The organism is Streptomyces jumonjinensis (assembly GCF_009600885.1).
GTDB classification, from domain to species: Bacteria; Actinomycetota; Actinomycetes; order Streptomycetales; family Streptomycetaceae; genus Streptomyces; species Streptomyces jumonjinensis.
This window is the reverse complement of the sequence record NZ_VCLA01000066.1, coordinates 16,006-32,943: the sequence shown is the minus strand read 5'-3', so window position 1 is coordinate 32,943 and position 16,938 is coordinate 16,006. Positions and strand designations below refer to the sequence as shown.

The window sequence follows — 16,938 nt, the reverse complement described above, 5'->3', positions numbered from 1 at the left end:
ACCGAGTTGATCGGGCATACTCAACGCGCCATGGCTGCCGTCGGGCCGTTCCGTGACCCGGAAGCGCGGCAGCGGCCCTGGCAGTAGAACCGGCGACCCGCGCCCACACTCCGCGCGTGCCGCCGAAAGCGCCCGACAGGGAGGAGAGCGCCGCAATGTCCGACCGCGTCCCGCAGCCGGTGGACCGCCAGCTGCCCACCGAGGAGGCCAGGGATCTCATCGCCCTGGTACGCGATATCGCCCGGCGGGAGATCGCGCCCCGGGCGGCCGAGGAAGAGGAGGCGGGACACTTCCCGCGAGAGCTCTTCACCCTGCTGTCCGGCTCCGGACTGCTCGGTCTGCCCTACGACAGCGCCCACGGCGGCGGAGACCAGCCGTACGAGGTCTACCTCCAGGTCCTGGAGGAACTCGCCGCCGCCCGGCTGACCGTGGGCCTCGGCGTCAGCGTCCACACCCTCGCCTGCCACGCCCTGGCCGGCTACGGCACCAAGGAACAGCAGACCGAGCATCTGCCCGCCATGCTCGGCGGCGGGCTGCTCGGCGCGTACTGCCTCTCCGAGCCGTCCTCGGGCTCGGACGCCGCCTCGCTGCGGACCAAGGCGGTACGCGACGGCGACGACTGGGTGATCACCGGGACCAAGGCATGGATCACCCACGGCGGCATCGCCGACTTCTGCACCGTGCTCGCCCGCACCGGGGAGGACGGCCCCCGCGGCATCACCGCGTTCTTGGTCCCCGGCGACGCGCCGGGCCTCACCGCCGCCGCCCCCGAGAAGAAGATGGGCATGAAGGGCTCGCCCACCGCCCAGCTCCACTTCGACGGCGTACGCGTGCCCGACGGCCGCCGGCTCGGCGAGGAGGGGCAGGGCTTCGCCATCGCGCTCTCCGCCCTGGACTCCGGCCGGCTCGGCATCGCCGCCTGCGCCATCGGCGTCGCCCAGGCGGCACTGGACGAGGCCCTCGCGTACGCCACCGGACGCCGGCAGTTCGGCCGCCCCATCGTGGACTTCCAGGGGCTGCGGTTCATGCTCGCCGACATGGCCACCCGGATCGAGGCGGGCCGCGCGCTCTATCTGGCCGCGGCCAGGGCGCGGGACGCCGGAGCGTCCTTCTCCCGGCAGGCCGCCATGGCCAAGCTGTTCTGCACCGACGCGGCGATGAGCGTCACCGTCGACGCCGTGCAGGTGCTCGGCGGCTACGGCTACACCGCGGACTTCCCCGCCGAGCGCTATATGCGCGAGGCCAAGGCGCTGCAGATCGTCGAGGGCACCAACCAGATCCAGCGGATGGTCATCGCCCGGCATCTGGCCGGTCCCGAGTCCCGCTGACCCCGTGCGGCGCGCTCCCGGTCCGCCGGGGCGTGCCGCGGCATGTCCGCACGAGGGTGCCAGGGTGTTCGGACAGCAGCGCGGCGCCGGGACGGCCGGGTCCGGACCGGCCTCGCGTCCGGACGGGGCGTCGCTCAGGCGGCGCTGTGGTCGCCCAGCGGCGGCACCCGCAGCGGACGCGAGCCGGGGCCGCCGACATGCGAGAACGGCTGCATCCGCCAGTCCAGCCCCTGAGGCAGCGTCAGCAGCAGCCCCATCTCCTGCTCCTGGACGTCGAGCGTCTCGTCGGCGGGGGGCGCCTCGGCCGCGAGGCGGCCGGTCCCGGCACAGACGGTCAGCCCGAACGGATTCCACGGGGTGGGGCAGAGAGCGTGCTCCGGCAGCACATCCTCGTCCGCGAGCAGCGCGATCGGCTGCGCGCAGTCCGGGCAGACGACCCGGTACATCTCAAAGGTGTCGTACGCGTCGAGCTCGTCCATCTCCGCCGGTTCCACCGGCTCCACCGCGTCAGCCGGATCGAGAGGCTCCGGTTCGGGACGGCCGAATTTCTTGACATTCTGCATGGGAATCTCCCCCTCGGGTGGGCCAACCAGGAATCTGTGGCCTCGACCACAGCAAGCACTTCCCATCGCGATTGACGGGTAACCATCGGGTCACGGCTTCGGGCCGGTCATTCCTGTGGCGTTCATCACATGTCGGCGGTGAAGCCCCCCGGCACGGCACACCAGGCTGTGCCGAAAGCCTTCTGGCCCTTAAGTTGATCCACATGGAGGAGCTGGATCGTCAGATCGTTGAATTGCTCGTCAGGGACGGGCGTATGAGCTACACCGACCTGGGCAAGGCCACTGGCCTGTCCACCTCGGCCGTGCACCAGCGGGTCCGCCGGCTGGAACAGCGCGGAGTCATCCGCGGCTATGCGGCGGTCGTGGACGCCGAGGCGGTCGGGCTGCCGCTGACCGCGTTCATCTCGGTGAAACCCTTCGACCCCAGCGCCCCCGACGACATCGCCGAACGGCTCGCCGACGTACCCGAGATCGAGGCGTGCCACAGCGTCGCGGGCGCCGAGAACTACATCCTCAAGGTGCGCGTCGCCACCCCGCTGGAGCTGGAGCATCTGCTCTCCCGCATCCGCACGCTGGCCGGGGTCTCCAGCCGCACCACGGTCGTCCTGTCCACCCCCTACGAGGCCCGGCCGCCGCGCATCTGAACCGGTGCCTAGGCTGGTGCCCATGACCGAGAGCACCGCCCGCGACGGCGAACACCGCACCACCCTGCTGCGCGGTGGAGAAGTCCACAGCCCCGCCGACCCCTTCGCCACCGCGATGGTCGTCGAACGGGGACATATCGCCTGGGTCGGCTCCGAAGGCGCGGCCGACGCCTTCGCCGACGGCGTCGACGAGATCATCGACCTCGAAGGGGCGCTGGTCACGCCCGCGTTCACCGACGCCCATGTGCACACCACGTCCACCGGCCTCGCGCTGACCGGGCTCGACCTCACCCGCGCCCGCTCCCTCGCCGAAGCCCTCGCCCTGGTGCGGAAGCACAGCGCGGGGCACCCGGCGGGCGCGGTGGTCATCGGCCATGGCTGGGACGCCGCCCGCTGGCCCGAGCGGCGCCATCCCTCGCGCGCCGAACTCGACGAGGCGAGCGGCGCCCGCCCGCTCTATCTGACCCGTATCGACGTCCACTCCGCCGTCGTCACCACCGCCCTGCTCGATCTGGTGCCCGGGGTCGCCGAACTGACCGGCTACCGCCCGGACGCGCCGCTCACGGGCGCCGCGCACCACGCCGTACGCCGGGCCGCCCATGCCGCGATCACCCCCGCCCAGCGCGAGGCCGCCCAGCGCGCCGCACTGGAGCACGCCGCCTCGCTGGGCATCGGCACCGTCCATGAGTGCGCCGGACCCGACATCTCCGACGAGGACGACTTCACCGCGCTGCTGGCGCTCGCCCGCTCCGGCTCCACCCCCCGGGTCGTCGGCTACTGGGCCGAGGCGGTCACGGACGCGAAGGACGCCCGCCGGGTCCGGGAACTCGGCGCGGCGGGCGCGGCGGGCGATCTCTTCGTGGACGGCTCCCTCGGCTCCCACACCGCCTGCCTGCACGCCCCCTACGCCGACGCGGCCCACACCGGCACCGCCCATCTCGACGCCGCGGCCATCGCCGCCCATGTCACCGTCTGCACCGAAGCCGGGCTCCAGGCCGGATTCCACGCCATCGGGGACGCCGCCCTGACCGCCGTCGTGGAGGGAGTGCGGGCCGCCGCGCAGACCCTCGGCCTCGCCCGGGTGCGCGCCGCCCGCCACCGGGTCGAGCACGCCGAGATGCTCACCCCCGAAACCATCGCCGCCTTCGCCGAGTTCGCGCTCACCGCCTCCGTCCAGCCCGCCTTCGACGAGGCATGGGGCGGCGAGGAGGGCATGTACGCCCAGCGGCTCGGCGCGGAGCGCGCCCGCACCCTCAATCCGTACGCGGCCCTGCTGCGCGCCGGGGTGCCGCTCGCGCTCGGCTCCGACAGCCCCGTCACCCCGCTCGACCCCTGGGGGACGGTCCGCGCGGCGGCTTTCCACCGCACCCCCGAGCACCGGATCTCGGTACGGGCCGCGTTCACCGCCCACACCCGTGGCGGCTGGCGGGCGACCGGCCGGGACGACGCGGGCGTCCTGGTGCCCGGCGCACCCGCCGACTATGCCCTGTGGCGTACCGGGGATCTCGTCGTCCAGGCCCCTGACGACCGGGTCGCCCGCTGGTCCACCGACCCGCGGTCGGGCACCCCCGGGCTGCCCGATCTGACCCCTGGAAACGAACTGCCGCTCTGTCTGCGGACCGTGGTATCCGGACAAACCATCTGGACACATCAGATGTGAGCGTCCGAACGAGTGACATACGGACATTTCGCACCGTGGGGCCCTGGTGTACAGGGTCGGCCGCGACCTGCGGATCTTCGGCCCCGCTCCAGCTGAATTGGGCAAACCGCGCAGATCGCACGACTGTTGACACGGAGCGCCCAGGGGCGGGTAGGTTCGGCCGAGTCCACCACAGGACGTCCGACCGGCAGACCTTCGCACGGTCGTCGAACGCAGCTGGGCCATGGGGCAGTGCGCCGCACCGGGGCACCGCCACTGGGAGCCAGGTCCAGCGCCCGCGCCTCGGCGGCGAGGGAAGGTTTCAGCCGGACGGCAGGTGAGACCCGGACGGGGTCCGGCGTTCAGTAGACAACGGCTCTCGGTCGACCCGCAGCCAGCGGGCCCCAGGTCGGCCCGAAGGACGCCGGATCCCTGTCCGTACCCCTGTCGTCGCTCCCCGTGATCACAGCGCTCCGCACGACACCCCAGGTCCTCTGCCGTCGCGGGGGCGCCTCCGGCGATCGCTATGGTGGGGCCCTGTGCACGGACATATAAGGGGCCAGCAGTGAACGACGCCGCTAGGGACAGCGACGCCCAGGGGAAGCGGTACGGGCCGCTCGGCAGATCCTTGGTGATCATCCCGACCTATAACGAGGCCGAGAACATCAGGGCGATCGTCTCCCGGGTGCGGGCCGCCGTGCCCGGCGCGGACATCCTCGTCGCCGACGACAACAGCCCCGACGGCACCGGAAAGATCGCCGACGAGCTCTCCGGTGAGGACGAGCAGGTGCGGGTGTTGCACCGCAAGGGCAAGGAGGGGCTCGGCGCGGCCTATCTCGCGGGCTTCGCCTGGGGTCTGGAGCACGGTTACGACGTACTGATCGAGATGGACGCCGACGGCTCCCACCAGCCCGAGGAGCTGCCCCGGCTGCTGACCGCGCTCAAGGGCGCCGATCTGGTCCTCGGCTCCCGCTGGGTGCCCGGCGGGAGGGTGGTCAACTGGCCCAAGAGCCGGGAGTTCCTCTCCCGGGGCGGCAGCACCTACTCCCGGATGCTGCTCGGGCTCTCCATCCGCGACGTCACCGGGGGATACCGGGCCTTCCGCGCCGGGACCCTCCGGGGGCTCGGGCTCGACAAGGTCACCTCCCAGGGGTACTGCTTCCAGGTCGATCTGGCCCGCCGGGCCGTCGCGGCGGGATATCACGTGGTGGAGGTGCCGATCACGTTCGTCGAGCGCGAACACGGGGACTCCAAGATGAACCGGAACATCGCCGTCGAAGCGCTGTGGCGGGTGGCCGGCTGGGGTCTCTCGGACCGTACGAACCGGATGCGCGGTCGCTCGACTCCCTGAGGCCCGCAGCTCCCTGAGGTCCGCAGCCCGGCCAGTGGGGGGCCTGCCCGGCTCCCGAGGGGCCGGGCGAGGGCCGGGTCCGGTTCCATGCCGGTACTCGGTGCGTGTGGGTGTGCGTGCGGGCCCGTATCCGGCTCGATGCCCGTGCCCGTGCCCGTGCCCGGCTTCGGTTCCAGCTCCGCTGCTTCGGTCCCGGTGGAAACGATCTTTCCCGGCCCCCTTACACCGCTCCGGCGGGCCGCCAGGCACACTGGAGGCATGACGACCGGCGCCATGCCCCCGACCGCCCCCGGCCCCAAGCGCTCTCGCGCCCGTACCCTCGTTCCGCTCGGCATCGCCGCATGGCTGGTTCTGGAGGTCTGGCTGCTGACCCTGGTCGCCGGTGCGACCGGGGGCCTGACCGTCTTCGCCCTGTTGGTGGGCGGTGCCGTGTTGGGCGGCGCGGTCATCAAACGGGCGGGCCGCAGGGCCTTCCGTACGCTGACCGAGACGCTTCAGCGGCAGCAGGGCGGCCACCCCGCCGAGACCACCCCGCCGGGGAGCAGCGGCAACGGCTTTCTGATGCTCGGCGGACTGCTGCTGATGATCCCGGGCCTGATCTCCGATGCGGCGGGTCTGCTGCTGCTGGCCCCGCCCGTCCGCTCCCTGCTGGGCCGGTACGCGGAGCGCTCGCTGGAGCGCCGGATGCGCGCCGCGGGTCCCGGCAGCTTGGGAGACGCCTTCCAGCAGGCCCGTATCCACCGGCCGGACGGAAAGGTCGTCCAGGGCGAGGTCATCCGCGAGGACGGCGGCCCCGGGCGCTCCTCCGGGGACGACGGCCCGAGGTCCCCGCTGACCCCGTGAGCCGGGCCCGTGCCCCCCTGAGCCGGACCCGCCCCGCCGCACACCCTGCCGCCGTCACCGGCCTTCCTCTCCCGGCGGCAGCCCGTACCCCACTCCTGTCAGCCGCTCCGAGATCTGCCAGAGAGCGCGTGCCGTGACCGTGTCCCGCATCGGGAGCTCATGGCGGCTGCCGCGCACCGTCGGGTTGCCGTGCCTCTGCAGCAGCCCGTCCGGCACCACATAGCTGCCGCCGGGCAGATCCGGCCTGGTCGCCGCGTACAGCGTGGTCCTCGCCCCCTCCGGAGTGGGGCTGAAGAGCAGCAGCAGCGTCAGCTTGATGAAGCCCGCGTAGAGCCGCCCCCGTTCATGGGCGCGTCCGGTGATGATGTTGGAGCGGGTGTTGCCGGGGGCGACGACCATGCTGCGCAGCTTCAGCCCGGACGCGTCCAGACGGCGCTGGAACTCCACGGCGAAGTAGATATTGGCCCGCTTCGACTGCATATAGGCCCGTCCGGGGCGGTAGCCGCGTTCGGCGTTGAGATTGCCGAGATCGACCGTGCCGAACCGCTGGCCCTCGCTGCTGACGGTGACCACGCGCGGCTCATCGCCCGCGAGCAGCCGGGGCAGCAGCAGGCCGGTGAGGGCGAAGGCGCCGAGATGGTTGACGCCGAAGTGGGATTCGAACCCGTCCGAGGTCCGCTCCAAGGGGGCCATCGCTATTCCGGCGTTGTTGATCAGCAGATCGATCCGGTCGTGGCCCAGGGCGGGCAGCTCGCGCTCGGCGAAGGCCCGGATGGAGTCCAGGGAGCCGAGGTCGAGCTCCCCGGTCTCCGCCGCCGCGCCGGGAACCTCGGCGCGCAGCCGCTCCAAGGCGGCCCGGCCGCGCTCCGGGCTGCGGCAGGCCATGACGACCCGCGCGCCCGACCGGGCCAGTTCACGGGCGGTGACATAGCCGATACCGCTGTTGGCCCCGGTCACCACGGCCACCCGGCCGGTCTGGTCGGGGAGGCGGGGAGCGGAGCCGGTTCCGGAGGCGGTACGGGGAGCACGGGGCATGGCGTTCCTTCCGGCGGGGAGCGGGCGGGGCGGGGAACGCTGACCACTCTGAACCGGCGCCCGCGATCGAGCGAGCGGCTGGAAGGTCATCTCGTGGGTATTTCTTGCCATGCCCATGACGGACGGTCTGGCGGGCGTCCGGGGCCCGGGGTCCGGGGTCCGGGCGGAGCATGGTGACGGGCAGGCGTCCGGACCCGGGCGGGGCATGGCCGTGACGGGCGTCCGGGGTCATGCCCCGGAGCGCGACAGAGCCGCGGGCCGTCTCACACGCTCGGTGTGAGACGGCCCGCGGCTCTGGTCTCGCCTACTGCTCTCGTGTTCCGGTTACGCGGACTTCCTGCTGTCCCGCGGATGCACGGCGATGTTCATGGCTCCGGAGCGAAGGACCGCCAGCCTCTCGGCCAGCACCTCCTCCAGCTCCTCGCGGGTACGCCGCTCCATGAGCATGTCCCAGTGCGTGCGCGCGGGCTTGCCCTTCTTCTCTTCGGGGCCGTCCCCGTCCACCAGGAGTGCCTGGGCGCCGCACGCCTTGCACTCCCACTCCGGCGGAATCTCCGCCTCGACCGAGAACGGCATCTCAAACCGATGTCCGTTCTGGCATGCGTACTCCACCGCCTGGCGCGGGGCCAGATCGATGCCGCGGTCCGTCTCGTAGCTGGTAACCACGAGGCGCGTGCCGCGGAGAGCTCGCTCACTCATGAATCGTGCCTCCCGGGCTTGTCGCCCACAGGACAGGTGTCGCTGTCGTCGTCATCCGGTCAACGTCCGGTCGGCCGTAAAGATTCCCGTTCCGGGTCATGCGTCGCCCGTCGTGCCGCTGCTTTCCCATGGTTGGGGTACCCACCAGTGACCGGTTTGTCACATCTGACGGAAAGTGTCACCCACTGATTCCACTTCCCCCCTGTGCGCAGTAACGGTCCGCCTGGCAGGCCAAACGCGTACACTACCGGCCTTTCACTTCACCGTCTAAATTCGGTCCGGTGCGGGATGGCCCGCGGCGGCTGCCGCGCGGGCCGGGGGGCCCGCGCCGGCCGGGGGAATCCGCGTCCGAAGAAGAGCGCGAGAGCGGTGAGCGCATCGCGATATCCGCCGGTCAGCTGGTACGCGAGGCCGAAGAACAGCGGTCCGGGCCGGCTCAGTCCACGGTCGCTCGTCTCCCGCGCCGAGAAGTGCTCCGACTTCTCTCCGCGTGGCGACGGATGTGAGAAGAGTGACCTCGGCGACTCATGGCTACCGCCCAGTACCAGCCCAATCGCCGCGGTCGGCGCGTAAAACCGTGCCGATGACGGCGCCGTCAGCGGATATCCGGCGGCCAGGATCGGCGTTCACGCCGCGGGCGAACCGAGAACTATCCGTTTCACGCCATATTTTCGCGCCAGCCGTCCTATGTCGGCGCCCCCGCCGTCACGAGCGGGACCGCCCCCGTCCACCGCCGCTTCGGCTGCCGGGGTCGGATGTGGATATGGATATGGATACGGCCCGGAAACGCGGTGCGGGCGTCGCTTGAGGGGACGGAACGGGCGAAATCGGAGGAATATCAGCCGGGTTGCTCCCGTCCGCGCCGGCCCCAGGGCGGGTCAGGGAGCGGCACCCCGCTCGGCCAGTACCGCGCGCAGCGTCTCCAGACGGTCGGTCATGATGCCGTCCACCCCCAGATCCAGCAGCGTTCTCATCCGCTCCGGATCGTTCACCGTCCACACATGCACCTGGAGGCCCCTGGCGTGGGCGGTCCGGATGAACCGGCGGTCCACCACTCGGACACCGGTCTGCACCTCGGGCACCTGGGCGCAGACCGCCCCGGCGCGCACGGCGGCCGGGATGCCCAGCGAACGCAGCCGCAGCCCCAGCACGCCCCGGACCCCGTACGAGGTGGCGAGCCGAGGGCCGGCCAGCCGCGCCGCCCGTGCCACCCGGCTCTCGGAGAACGAGCCGACGCACACCCGGTCCCATGAGTCCGTGCGGCGGATCAGATCCAGCAGCGGAAGCAGCGCGGGCTCCGCCTTGACGTCCACGTTCCAGTGCGCCCGGGGGAACTCCTCCAGCAGCTCCTCGAAGAGCGGCAGCGGCTCCCGGCCCGCGACCCGCGCCCGGCGCACCTCGCTCCACGGCAGCCGGGCGATCCGGCCGCCGCGGTCCGTGGCCCGGTCCAGCGTGGCGTCATGGAAGGCGACGAGCTTGCCGTCGGCGGTCGTATGGACATCGGTCTCGAAGTAGCGGTAGCCGAGAGCGGTCGCCCGCCGGAAGGCGGCGGCCGTGTTCTCCAGTCCGTCCGCCGCGCCGCCCCGGTGGGCGAACGCCAGCGGCACGGGATGGCCGAGATAGGGGTGGGGACGGGGCAGCCGGGTCACCGCCGAAGTATCGCGCGCTCCGGCGCGTCGGAGACGGCCGCCGCCCCGCCGCCGGCCGCTCCACCGGTCGTCATGGTGTCGGCTGCTCCATCGCCGTCCGCCGTCCCGCCGTGCCGTCGGCCTCTCCGTCGCCGTCCGTCGTGCTGTCCGCTGCGCTGTCCGTTGTGTCGCTCGTCGTGCCGTTCGCTGTTCCGTCCGTCGTGCTGCCCGTCGAGCCGCTCGCCGTCCCGCCGCCGGCCGCCGCCGTCACGCTCGCGCCGGAGACCGCGAAGACCCGCAGAAACAGCTGGGCCAGGGGGCCGATCGCCAGCGCGTACGCCACCGTGCCGATGCCCACTGAACCGCCGAGCAGGAACCCCGTGGCCACCACGGTCAGCTCGATGCCCGTACGCACCACCCGAATCGAACGGCCCGTGACCCGGTGCAGCCCCGTCATCAGACCGTCGCGCGGGCCGGGCCCGAAGCGCGCCGCGATGTAGAGGCCGGTCGCCGCACCGTTGATCACGATGCCCGCGGCCGTCATCGCGATCTGCGCGGCCGGTCCGTGCACCTCCGGGACGAGCGCCAGAGTGCCGTCCATCGCCAGACCGATGACGAAGACATTGGAGACCGTGCCCAGCCCCGGCCGCTGCCGGAGGGGTATCCACAGCAGCAGCACCACCGCGCCGACGATGATGCTCATCACGCCGATCGTCAGCCCGGTCCGCTCGGCGAGCCCCTGATGCAGCACATTCCAGGGTTCGAGACCGAGACCGCCGCGCACCAGCAGCGCGGAGCTCGCGCCGTAGAGCGCGAGCCCCAGATAGAGCTGGAACAGCCGGCGGCTGAGATGGGTGGACCCATGGGACGAGCTATTGGACACGACAGTGGCCCCTCTAGTGACAATGCCTTGACTCATGACACTCTGTGGCTATGGAACGGAAGCCAACCATGGCCAATTCCAGAAGGGTGGACTGATTTCCATGACGCAGTGGACCTCGGCGGTGGGGGCGGCTCAGCTCGCCCGTCAGCTCTCCGCCCAGCAGTCCCGCCCCGCCGTCGCCGGGGCCCGTAAGCCCCCCGCCTACCGGGCCCTCGCCGACGGAGTCCGGCTGCTGGTGCTGGAAGGCCGGGTCCCCGTCGCCGCCCGGCTGCCCGCGGAGCGCGAACTCGCCCTGGCGCTCTCCGTCAGCCGCACCACCGTCGCCGCCGCCTATGAGGCGCTGCGCACCGAGGGCTTCCTCGAATCCCGCAGGGGAGCGGGCAGCTGGACCGCCGTGCCGGCGGGCAATCCGCTGCCCGCGCGCGGTCTGGAGCCGCTGCCGCCGGAGTCGGTCGGCTCCATGATCGATCTGGGCTGCGCCGCACTGCCCGCGCCCGAGCCCTGGCTGACCCGGAGCATCCAGGGGGCGCTGGAGGAGCTGCCGCCGTACGCCCACACCCATGGCGACTACCCGGCGGGCATCCCCGCCCTCCGCCAGATGCTCGCCGACCGCTACACCGAGCGCGGCATCCCCACCATGCCCGAGCAGATCATGGTCACCACCGGCGCGATGGGCGCGATGGACGCCATCTGTCATCTCTTCGCCGGGCGCGGCGAGCGGATCGCCGTCGAGTCCCCCTCGTACGCCAATATCCTCCAGCTGATGCGGGAGGCCGGGGCCCGGCTGGTGCCGGTGGCCATGGCGGAGGGGCTCGGCGGCTGGGATCTGCCCCGCTGGCGGCAGGTGCTCAGGGACGCGGCCCCGCGACTCGCCTACGTCGTCGCCGACTTCCACAACCCGACGGGGGCGCTGGCCGACGAGGACCAGCGCCGCCGGCTGGTCGACGCGGCCCGCTCGGCGGGCACCGTCCTGGTCGTGGACGAGACCATGTCGGAGCTGCATCTGGACGAGCTGCCCGATATGCCCCGGCCGGTCTGCGCCTTCGACCCGGCGGGCTCCACGGTGCTGACCGTGGGCTCCGCGAGTAAGGCGTTCTGGGCCGGGATGCGGATCGGCTGGGTGCGCGCCTCCCCCGATGTGATCCGCTCACTGGTGGCCGCCCGCGCCTACGCGGACCTCGGCACCCCCGTACTGGAACAGCTCGGCGTCAACTGGCTGATGCGGACCGGCGGCTGGGCCCAGGCGGTCGAGCTCCGGCGCGATCAGGCCCGGGAGAACCGCGACACACTGGTCGCGGCGATCCGCCGGGAGCTGCCGGAATGGGAGTTCTCCGTGCCGAACGGCGGCCTCACCCTCTGGGTGCGGACCGGAGGGCTCTCCGGCTCGCGGCTGGCCGAGGTCGGCGAACGGGTGGGCGTACGGGTGCCGTCCGGGCCGCGGTTCGGGGTGGACGGGGCCTTCGAGGGCTTCGTCCGGCTGCCGTTCACGGTCGGCGGCCCGGTCGCGGACGAGGCCGCGGCCCGGCTGGCGGCGGCGGCCCGGCTGGTGGAGACGGGCGCGACGACGGGGGCGGAGGCTCCGCGCACCTTCGTGGCTTAGGCGTATCGCGGGGCAGCCCGGGGCTATCGGGGCGGTGGCCACCGGGGCCGGGGCCGGGGCCGGGGTCCTGGGCCGGCCGGTCCCGGTCCCGGTCCCGGGCCTGGGGCTTTGGGCCTGGGGCCTGGGGCCTTGGGCCGGCCGGTCGGCTCTCCGCCGGTCAGCTCTCCGCCGGTACGGGGGCGACCTGGGCGGGGGCCGGGTCCTGGGCCGGGACCTGATCCCCGCCGCGCAGCGGATCGTGCCCGGAGGACTGCCCGCCCCCCGGGACCCCGGTCGGCTGATGGTCCGGCAGCAGCTCCAGCACCGCCTGCCGGTGCGCCTCGCCCGTCGCGTCGTCGTACGGGTCCGGGGTCGCCGGGACCTGGAGCCGGAGCACCGGTCCGGCGCCGAGCCTGGCGTAGCCGCGCCCCGGCGGCACGCCGGGCGTCGGCGTGGTGTGCGGGGCCGTCCCCAGCACGCTCTCGATCTGCTCGAACCCGGCGGGCCCGAGCACCACCCGGGCGCGGGTGTGGCTCCGTACCGTCTCCGTGAGCGCGTCCACGCAGTCGAACTGCTCGGTCACCACCACGGTCACGGCCGCCTCCCGGCCGTGCCGCAGCGGCACCTGGAGCAGCTGCTGCGGGTCGGTGCGGCCGTCCGCGGCGGCGAGATGCCCGAAGACGCTCGGCCGGTCCACCAGGATCCACAGCGGGCGCCGGGTGTCCGCGGGGGCCGGCCGGCCCGCCTGCCGCGCCCGGTTCGCCGCGATCAGCCGCCGCTCGGTCTCGTGCGCCGCCCACTCCAGGCTGCTGAGCGCCCCGGCGAGACCGCACTCGACGGAGAGCACTCCCGTACGCCCGGTGAGACAGGCGTACTCGCCGGTTCCGCCGCCCTCCACGATCAGTACGTCTCCGTGCTGGAGAGCCTGGAGCGCGATCGAGCGCAGCAGGGTCGTGGCACCGCCGCCGGGCTGGCCCACCGCCAGCAGATGCGGCTCGGTGGAGCGCGGTCCGGTGCGCCAGATCACCGGCGGCGCGTCCCTGGTCTCCCCGCCGTCCGTCACCGGCACCGTGCGCTGCACCGAGTCCGCGTCGGTGAAGCCCAGCACGGTCTCGCCGGGCGCGGTGACGAAGCGCTGGGCCGCGATGGCGGTGGAGAGCGCGGGGAGCACGTTCATCAGCAGCTGGTTCCCCTCCTCGTCCCAGCGGAAGCGGTACTCGCGGCCACGGCCCGATTTGGCGTGCAGCAGCTGCTCGATCCGCTCCCGCGACTCCTCCTCGCCGTCCGCGAAGTAGGCCGGGTAGGCGATGCGCAGCTCGGTCAGCCGGCCGTTCCCGTCGAAGGCGTAGTCGTCGAAGACCCCGGCCCACTCCCCGCCATGGGCGTAGCGCGGGTCGGGGTCCTCGGGCGCCGAGAAGTAGGGCACCAGCGCTTCGTAGAGCGCCTGGAGCCGGGCGATCTCGGATTCGTCGGGGCCGGTCTTCACCACCGGGCGCACCCGCCCCTTCCAGGCGGCGGCGGCCATCAGCGAGATCAGGGCCAGCACCGGCCCGAACCGGATGAGCGCGACCGCCATCACCCCGCCCGCCGCCATGAGCAGTGTGGGGCCGCGCTTGTCCTTGGGCGTCTCGGCCCATTTCCGGCGGGCGATGCCGGCCAGCTCCCGCAGCCCCCGGGAGACCGTGATCAGCGGATGGAGGACGTCCGCGGCGCTGTCGGCGGCCGTCCGGGCGATCTCCCTGGTCCGGACGGCCTGCGCGGTGGCGCTGCTCAGAATGCGGGGGAGTGGTCGCCGGGCCACATCGGTCTCCTGGGGGGTGCGGGGCTGGGGCGGGTGGCAGAGCCGGGATACCCGATCGTCAGGGGTTCCTGTCCTCAGGCGTTCCTGTCTTCAGGGGCTCCTGTCTTCAGGAGTTCCTGAGCGAGTTCCCGGTGGAGTTCGCAAGGAACAAGGTCAGAATTTGATCCCGCCGAGCAGGCTGGCCAGGCTCTGGCTGCCCGCCTTGATGCTCGGGGCGATGGCGGTGCCCGCGAGAAAGAATCCGAAGAGGGCGCAGGCGACGGCGTGGGACGCCTTGAGCCCGCCCTTCCGGAAGAACAGAAAGACGATGATCGCGAGCAGCACCACGCCTGAAATGGAAAGGATCATGAGGTTCTCCTGGGTGATGGGGACGGTCACCATGAGTTCTTCCAACCTCACAGGAAGTATCTATGCGATAAAAGGTGCAAACGAGTGAAAATCTCGGTATTTCACTGCATCGGCGCACGGAGTCCGGCCTCTCAGGGGGCACACTGCGCGATCGCACGGCACAGTGCCCCCACCACCGCCGCGGCACAGTGCCCTGTCACCGCCGCGGAGCAGGCCCGCAGCCGCCCCGCGGGCAGTAATCTGTCGGTTCACTCGCACGGCTCACCACCCGGCCGTGCACCCCAGGTCAGCGCAGTGCAGGTCAACGCAGTGCGGATCAACACAGCGAAAGGCGGTCCCCGATGAGCGAGACCCCGGATCCGGAAGTGATCGAACTCGCGACCAAGGTCTTCGACCTGGCCCGCCAGGGAGAGACCGAGGCGCTCGCCGCGTATATCGACGCGGGCGTGCCCGCCGGTCTCACCAATGACCGCGGCGACACCCTGGTGATGCTCGCCGCCTACCACGGCCACCCCTCCGCCGTCGAGGCCCTCATCGCCCGTGGCGCCGACCCGGACCGGGCCAACGACCGGGGCCAGACGCCGCTCGCGGGCGCCGTCTTCAAGGGCGACGTCGCCGTCGTACGCGCGCTGCTGGCCGGCGGGGCCGATCCGGCGGCCGGAACCCCCTCCGCCGTGGATACCGCCCGGATGTTCGGGAAGACGGAGCTTCTGGAGCTGTTCGACGGCCGGTGAGACCGCCGGGCAGCCCGGTGGGACCGCCGGGCAGCGCGGTGGGACCGCCGGGCAGCCTGGTGGGACCGCCGAGTAGCCCGGTGGGACCGCCGGGCAGCGCGGTGAGACCGCCGGACAGCCCGGTGGGACCGCCGGGCAGCGCCGACAGCACGCTCAGAGGCCCCCGAGCAGGCCAGGAGCCCCTGGCAGGGGCGTCGTAAATGTGGTCGCGGTGGCGATATGGGTGGGTCATCATGACGTACGGCCCTGTCCCGGACATCACCGGGAGTTCCCCTGGGGCCACAGACGAGAGGCAGGAAGATGGTCTACAGCAAGCGGATGGCGCGGAAGACGCGGATGACGACGGGCGGCATCACATGCTGCAGCGCGGCCTAGACATCCCCAGTCCCCGGTTGCGTCGAGAGCTTGATGTGAGGCTTTCCCCATGTTCGATCCAGTCATAGCGCCGAGCGGCACGCTGCTCGGCCTGTTGCAGAGAGGCCGAGGCGACGGCACGCTGCACGCGCTCGCAGCGCCGCGCGCCGAGGCCCTCGCCGCCCTCAACCACTGCGTGCTGAACGATCCCCGCCTCGACTGGCAGGTCGAGAACCGCTCCCTCTACTACGCCCGCCTGTACCTGGATCTCCACGGCGGTCTCGAAGAGATCGAACGGCATCTTCGCGATGCCGACGACCACCTCGACACGGACGAGGCCAGAACCGGTCTCGCGCTCGCGGTACTCGGCCATCTCGCCTCGTACGGCAGAGCGGACGCCCTCCGGCTGCTGCGCGGCTATGCCGCGATCGGCGCCAACTGGGCGTGGGCGCTCGACGAGCTGGCCCTGCGCGACGACGACGCCGGGCTGCGCTCCCTCGCCGCCCCCGTCCTCGCCAGATTCCCGGCGACCCCGGAGGGCGACGCCGAGCTGGCCGCCACCGTGCGGGACGCCTTCGAGCCACGGCCCTGGCGGCTGTGGGCCGACGACCCCAGGGAGTCGGTCGGACCCCGCGTCCGCGCCGCCCAGGAAGCGGGCTCCTTCGACCGCTGGCAGCGCCAGATGCGACCCACCGGCCCACGGCCGGGCTGGAGCGTCCAAGCCGTCTTCGACTGGGCCGATCAAGGACTGGAGCGCGGCACCCCGCTGCATGTGCCCGCCGCCCGGTGTCTGTCCGCCGTCGCCGGGGCCGACGACCGGCCCGCGATCGTCACGGCGGCCCGCGAGGGAACGGACGGCGCGCGCTGCGCCGCCCTGCACTACCTCGCCGAGTCACGGGACCCCGTCGTCCTCGATCTGATCGAGGCCGCGGTATCCGTCGGCTCGCGCACCGTCGCCGAGGCCGCTGTCTCCGCCTTCGAGCGGATGTGCGGTGAGGAAGCCGTCGACCGCGCCCGGGGCTGGGTCCACCGGCCCGACGCGCTCGGAGCCTCCGCGGCGGGCGTACTCGCCTGCCGGGGCACGGCGGCCGACGACGCGCTCGTCCTGGGCGCGCTGCGCGAGACCGTACGGGCGTACGGGCCCGACGCGCCGCTGCTGTCGACCCTGGTGGACGGCGCCGGACGCCTCGGCATCACCTGCGCGGCCCCCGTGCTGCGCCATGTCTACCGTGAGACCGCCTCGTCCCAGCTGCGCGGCCGGGCCGCCAAGGCGCTGGCGGCGACCGACGCCTCCTTCGCCACGGGATTCGCCGTCGAGTGTCTGTGGGACTGCGAGGAGACCACCCGCGAGGTGGCCGCCCGGCACGCCGAGACGGGCGATGTGCGCGTCGCCGAACGGCTGCGGAGGCTCGCGGCGGACCCGGCCGAGGAGGCCGAGGTCCAGACGGCGGTACGGAGCAGAATGGGCCCGGACGCGTCGGTGGGGTGAGGCACCGGGTTCCGGGTCGG

General features: G+C 72.6%; 16 protein-coding genes. 8 read left to right on the top strand and 8 right to left on the bottom strand.

All coding sequences use genetic code 11. The features are described from left to right. The first annotated feature begins 155 nt into the window (after positions 1-155). On the top strand, positions 156-1,328 hold the full coding sequence (locus FF041_RS08215) for an acyl-CoA dehydrogenase family protein (RefSeq protein WP_153521678.1): 1,173 nt from the start codon (positions 156-158) through the stop codon (positions 1,326-1,328). A gap of 134 nt (positions 1,329-1,462) precedes the next feature. On the opposite strand, the gene FF041_RS08210 is transcribed toward FF041_RS08215, so the two are convergent. Further along, positions 1,463-1,891: a hypothetical protein gene (locus FF041_RS08210; RefSeq protein ID WP_153521677.1), complete on the bottom strand. Its 429-nt coding sequence runs from the start codon at positions 1,889-1,891 to the stop codon at positions 1,463-1,465. 203 nt (positions 1,892-2,094) lie between these two features. Between FF041_RS08210 and FF041_RS08205 the strand changes: the two genes are divergently transcribed. The 4 genes from FF041_RS08205 to fxsA all read left to right on the top strand — a co-directional run bounded on the left by FF041_RS08205 (position 2,095) and on the right by fxsA (position 6,368). Next, the gene (locus tag FF041_RS08205; protein ID WP_153482895.1) at positions 2,095-2,535 is read left to right on the top strand and encodes an Lrp/AsnC family transcriptional regulator; all 441 of its coding nucleotides are present in this window, start codon (positions 2,095-2,097) and stop codon (positions 2,533-2,535) included. Positions 2,536-2,557: 22 nt separating this feature from the next. Continuing rightward, the gene (locus tag FF041_RS08200) at positions 2,558-4,195 is read left to right on the top strand and encodes an amidohydrolase (protein WP_153521676.1); all 1,638 of its coding nucleotides are present in this window, start codon (positions 2,558-2,560) and stop codon (positions 4,193-4,195) included. A 544-nt stretch (positions 4,196-4,739) separates the two neighbouring features. Then, positions 4,740-5,525, top strand: coding sequence for a polyprenol monophosphomannose synthase (locus FF041_RS08195; RefSeq protein ID WP_323371496.1), 786 nt, complete (start codon positions 4,740-4,742; stop codon positions 5,523-5,525). Positions 5,526-5,783: 258 nt separating this feature from the next. Beyond that, the gene (gene fxsA / locus FF041_RS08190) at positions 5,784-6,368 is read left to right on the top strand and encodes an FxsA family membrane protein (RefSeq protein WP_153521675.1); all 585 of its coding nucleotides are present in this window, start codon (positions 5,784-5,786) and stop codon (positions 6,366-6,368) included. Between the two features lie 54 nt (positions 6,369-6,422). Here fxsA and FF041_RS08185 read toward each other — a convergent pair whose 3' ends face one another. The 5 genes from FF041_RS08185 to yczE all read right to left on the bottom strand — a co-directional run bounded on the left by FF041_RS08185 (position 6,423) and on the right by yczE (position 10,613). Further along, positions 6,423-7,403 carry an oxidoreductase gene (locus FF041_RS08185; protein ID WP_153521674.1) on the bottom strand — a complete coding sequence of 327 codons (981 nt, stop codon included), beginning with the start codon at positions 7,401-7,403 and terminating at the stop codon, positions 6,423-6,425. 324 nt (positions 7,404-7,727) lie between these two features. Continuing rightward, a complete protein-coding gene (locus FF041_RS08180; RefSeq protein ID WP_003959706.1) occupies positions 7,728-8,102 on the bottom strand; it encodes an RNA polymerase-binding protein RbpA in 375 nt (124 codons plus the stop codon). Positions 8,103-8,362: 260 nt separating this feature from the next. Further along, the gene (locus tag FF041_RS08175) at positions 8,363-8,644 is read right to left on the bottom strand and encodes an MFS transporter (RefSeq protein WP_323391456.1); all 282 of its coding nucleotides are present in this window, start codon (positions 8,642-8,644) and stop codon (positions 8,363-8,365) included. A gap of 336 nt (positions 8,645-8,980) precedes the next feature. Continuing rightward, entirely contained in the window at positions 8,981-9,751 is a 771-nt protein-coding gene (locus FF041_RS08170; protein ID WP_407698121.1) for a glycerophosphodiester phosphodiesterase family protein, read from the bottom strand. A gap of 70 nt (positions 9,752-9,821) precedes the next feature. Next, positions 9,822-10,613, bottom strand: coding sequence for a membrane protein YczE (gene yczE, locus FF041_RS08165; RefSeq protein WP_323391441.1), 792 nt, complete (start codon positions 10,611-10,613; stop codon positions 9,822-9,824). Between the two features lie 100 nt (positions 10,614-10,713). Between yczE and FF041_RS08160 the strand changes: the two genes are divergently transcribed. Beyond that, the gene (locus tag FF041_RS08160) at positions 10,714-12,213 is read left to right on the top strand and encodes an SCO1417 family PLP biosynthesis transcription factor (protein WP_153521673.1); all 1,500 of its coding nucleotides are present in this window, start codon (positions 10,714-10,716) and stop codon (positions 12,211-12,213) included. A 157-nt stretch (positions 12,214-12,370) separates the two neighbouring features. On the opposite strand, the gene FF041_RS08155 is transcribed toward FF041_RS08160, so the two are convergent. Together FF041_RS08155 and FF041_RS08150 are read right to left on the bottom strand one after the other, a co-directional pair. After that, a complete protein-coding gene (locus tag FF041_RS08155; RefSeq protein ID WP_323391440.1) occupies positions 12,371-13,993 on the bottom strand; it encodes a hypothetical protein in 1,623 nt (540 codons plus the stop codon). Between the two features lie 153 nt (positions 13,994-14,146). Beyond that, on the bottom strand, positions 14,147-14,341 hold the full coding sequence (locus tag FF041_RS08150) for a hypothetical protein (protein WP_153482916.1): 195 nt from the start codon (positions 14,339-14,341) through the stop codon (positions 14,147-14,149). A gap of 341 nt (positions 14,342-14,682) precedes the next feature. Between FF041_RS08150 and FF041_RS08145 the strand changes: the two genes are divergently transcribed. Together FF041_RS08145 and FF041_RS08140 are read left to right on the top strand one after the other, a co-directional pair. Beyond that, complete coding sequence (locus tag FF041_RS08145) at positions 14,683-15,075, top strand: ankyrin repeat domain-containing protein (RefSeq protein WP_153482903.1); 393 nt, start codon at positions 14,683-14,685, stop codon at positions 15,073-15,075. Between the two features lie 424 nt (positions 15,076-15,499). Beyond that, a complete protein-coding gene (locus FF041_RS08140; protein ID WP_153521672.1) occupies positions 15,500-16,918 on the top strand; it encodes a HEAT repeat domain-containing protein in 1,419 nt (472 codons plus the stop codon). Positions 16,919-16,938: the final 20 nt, after the last annotated feature.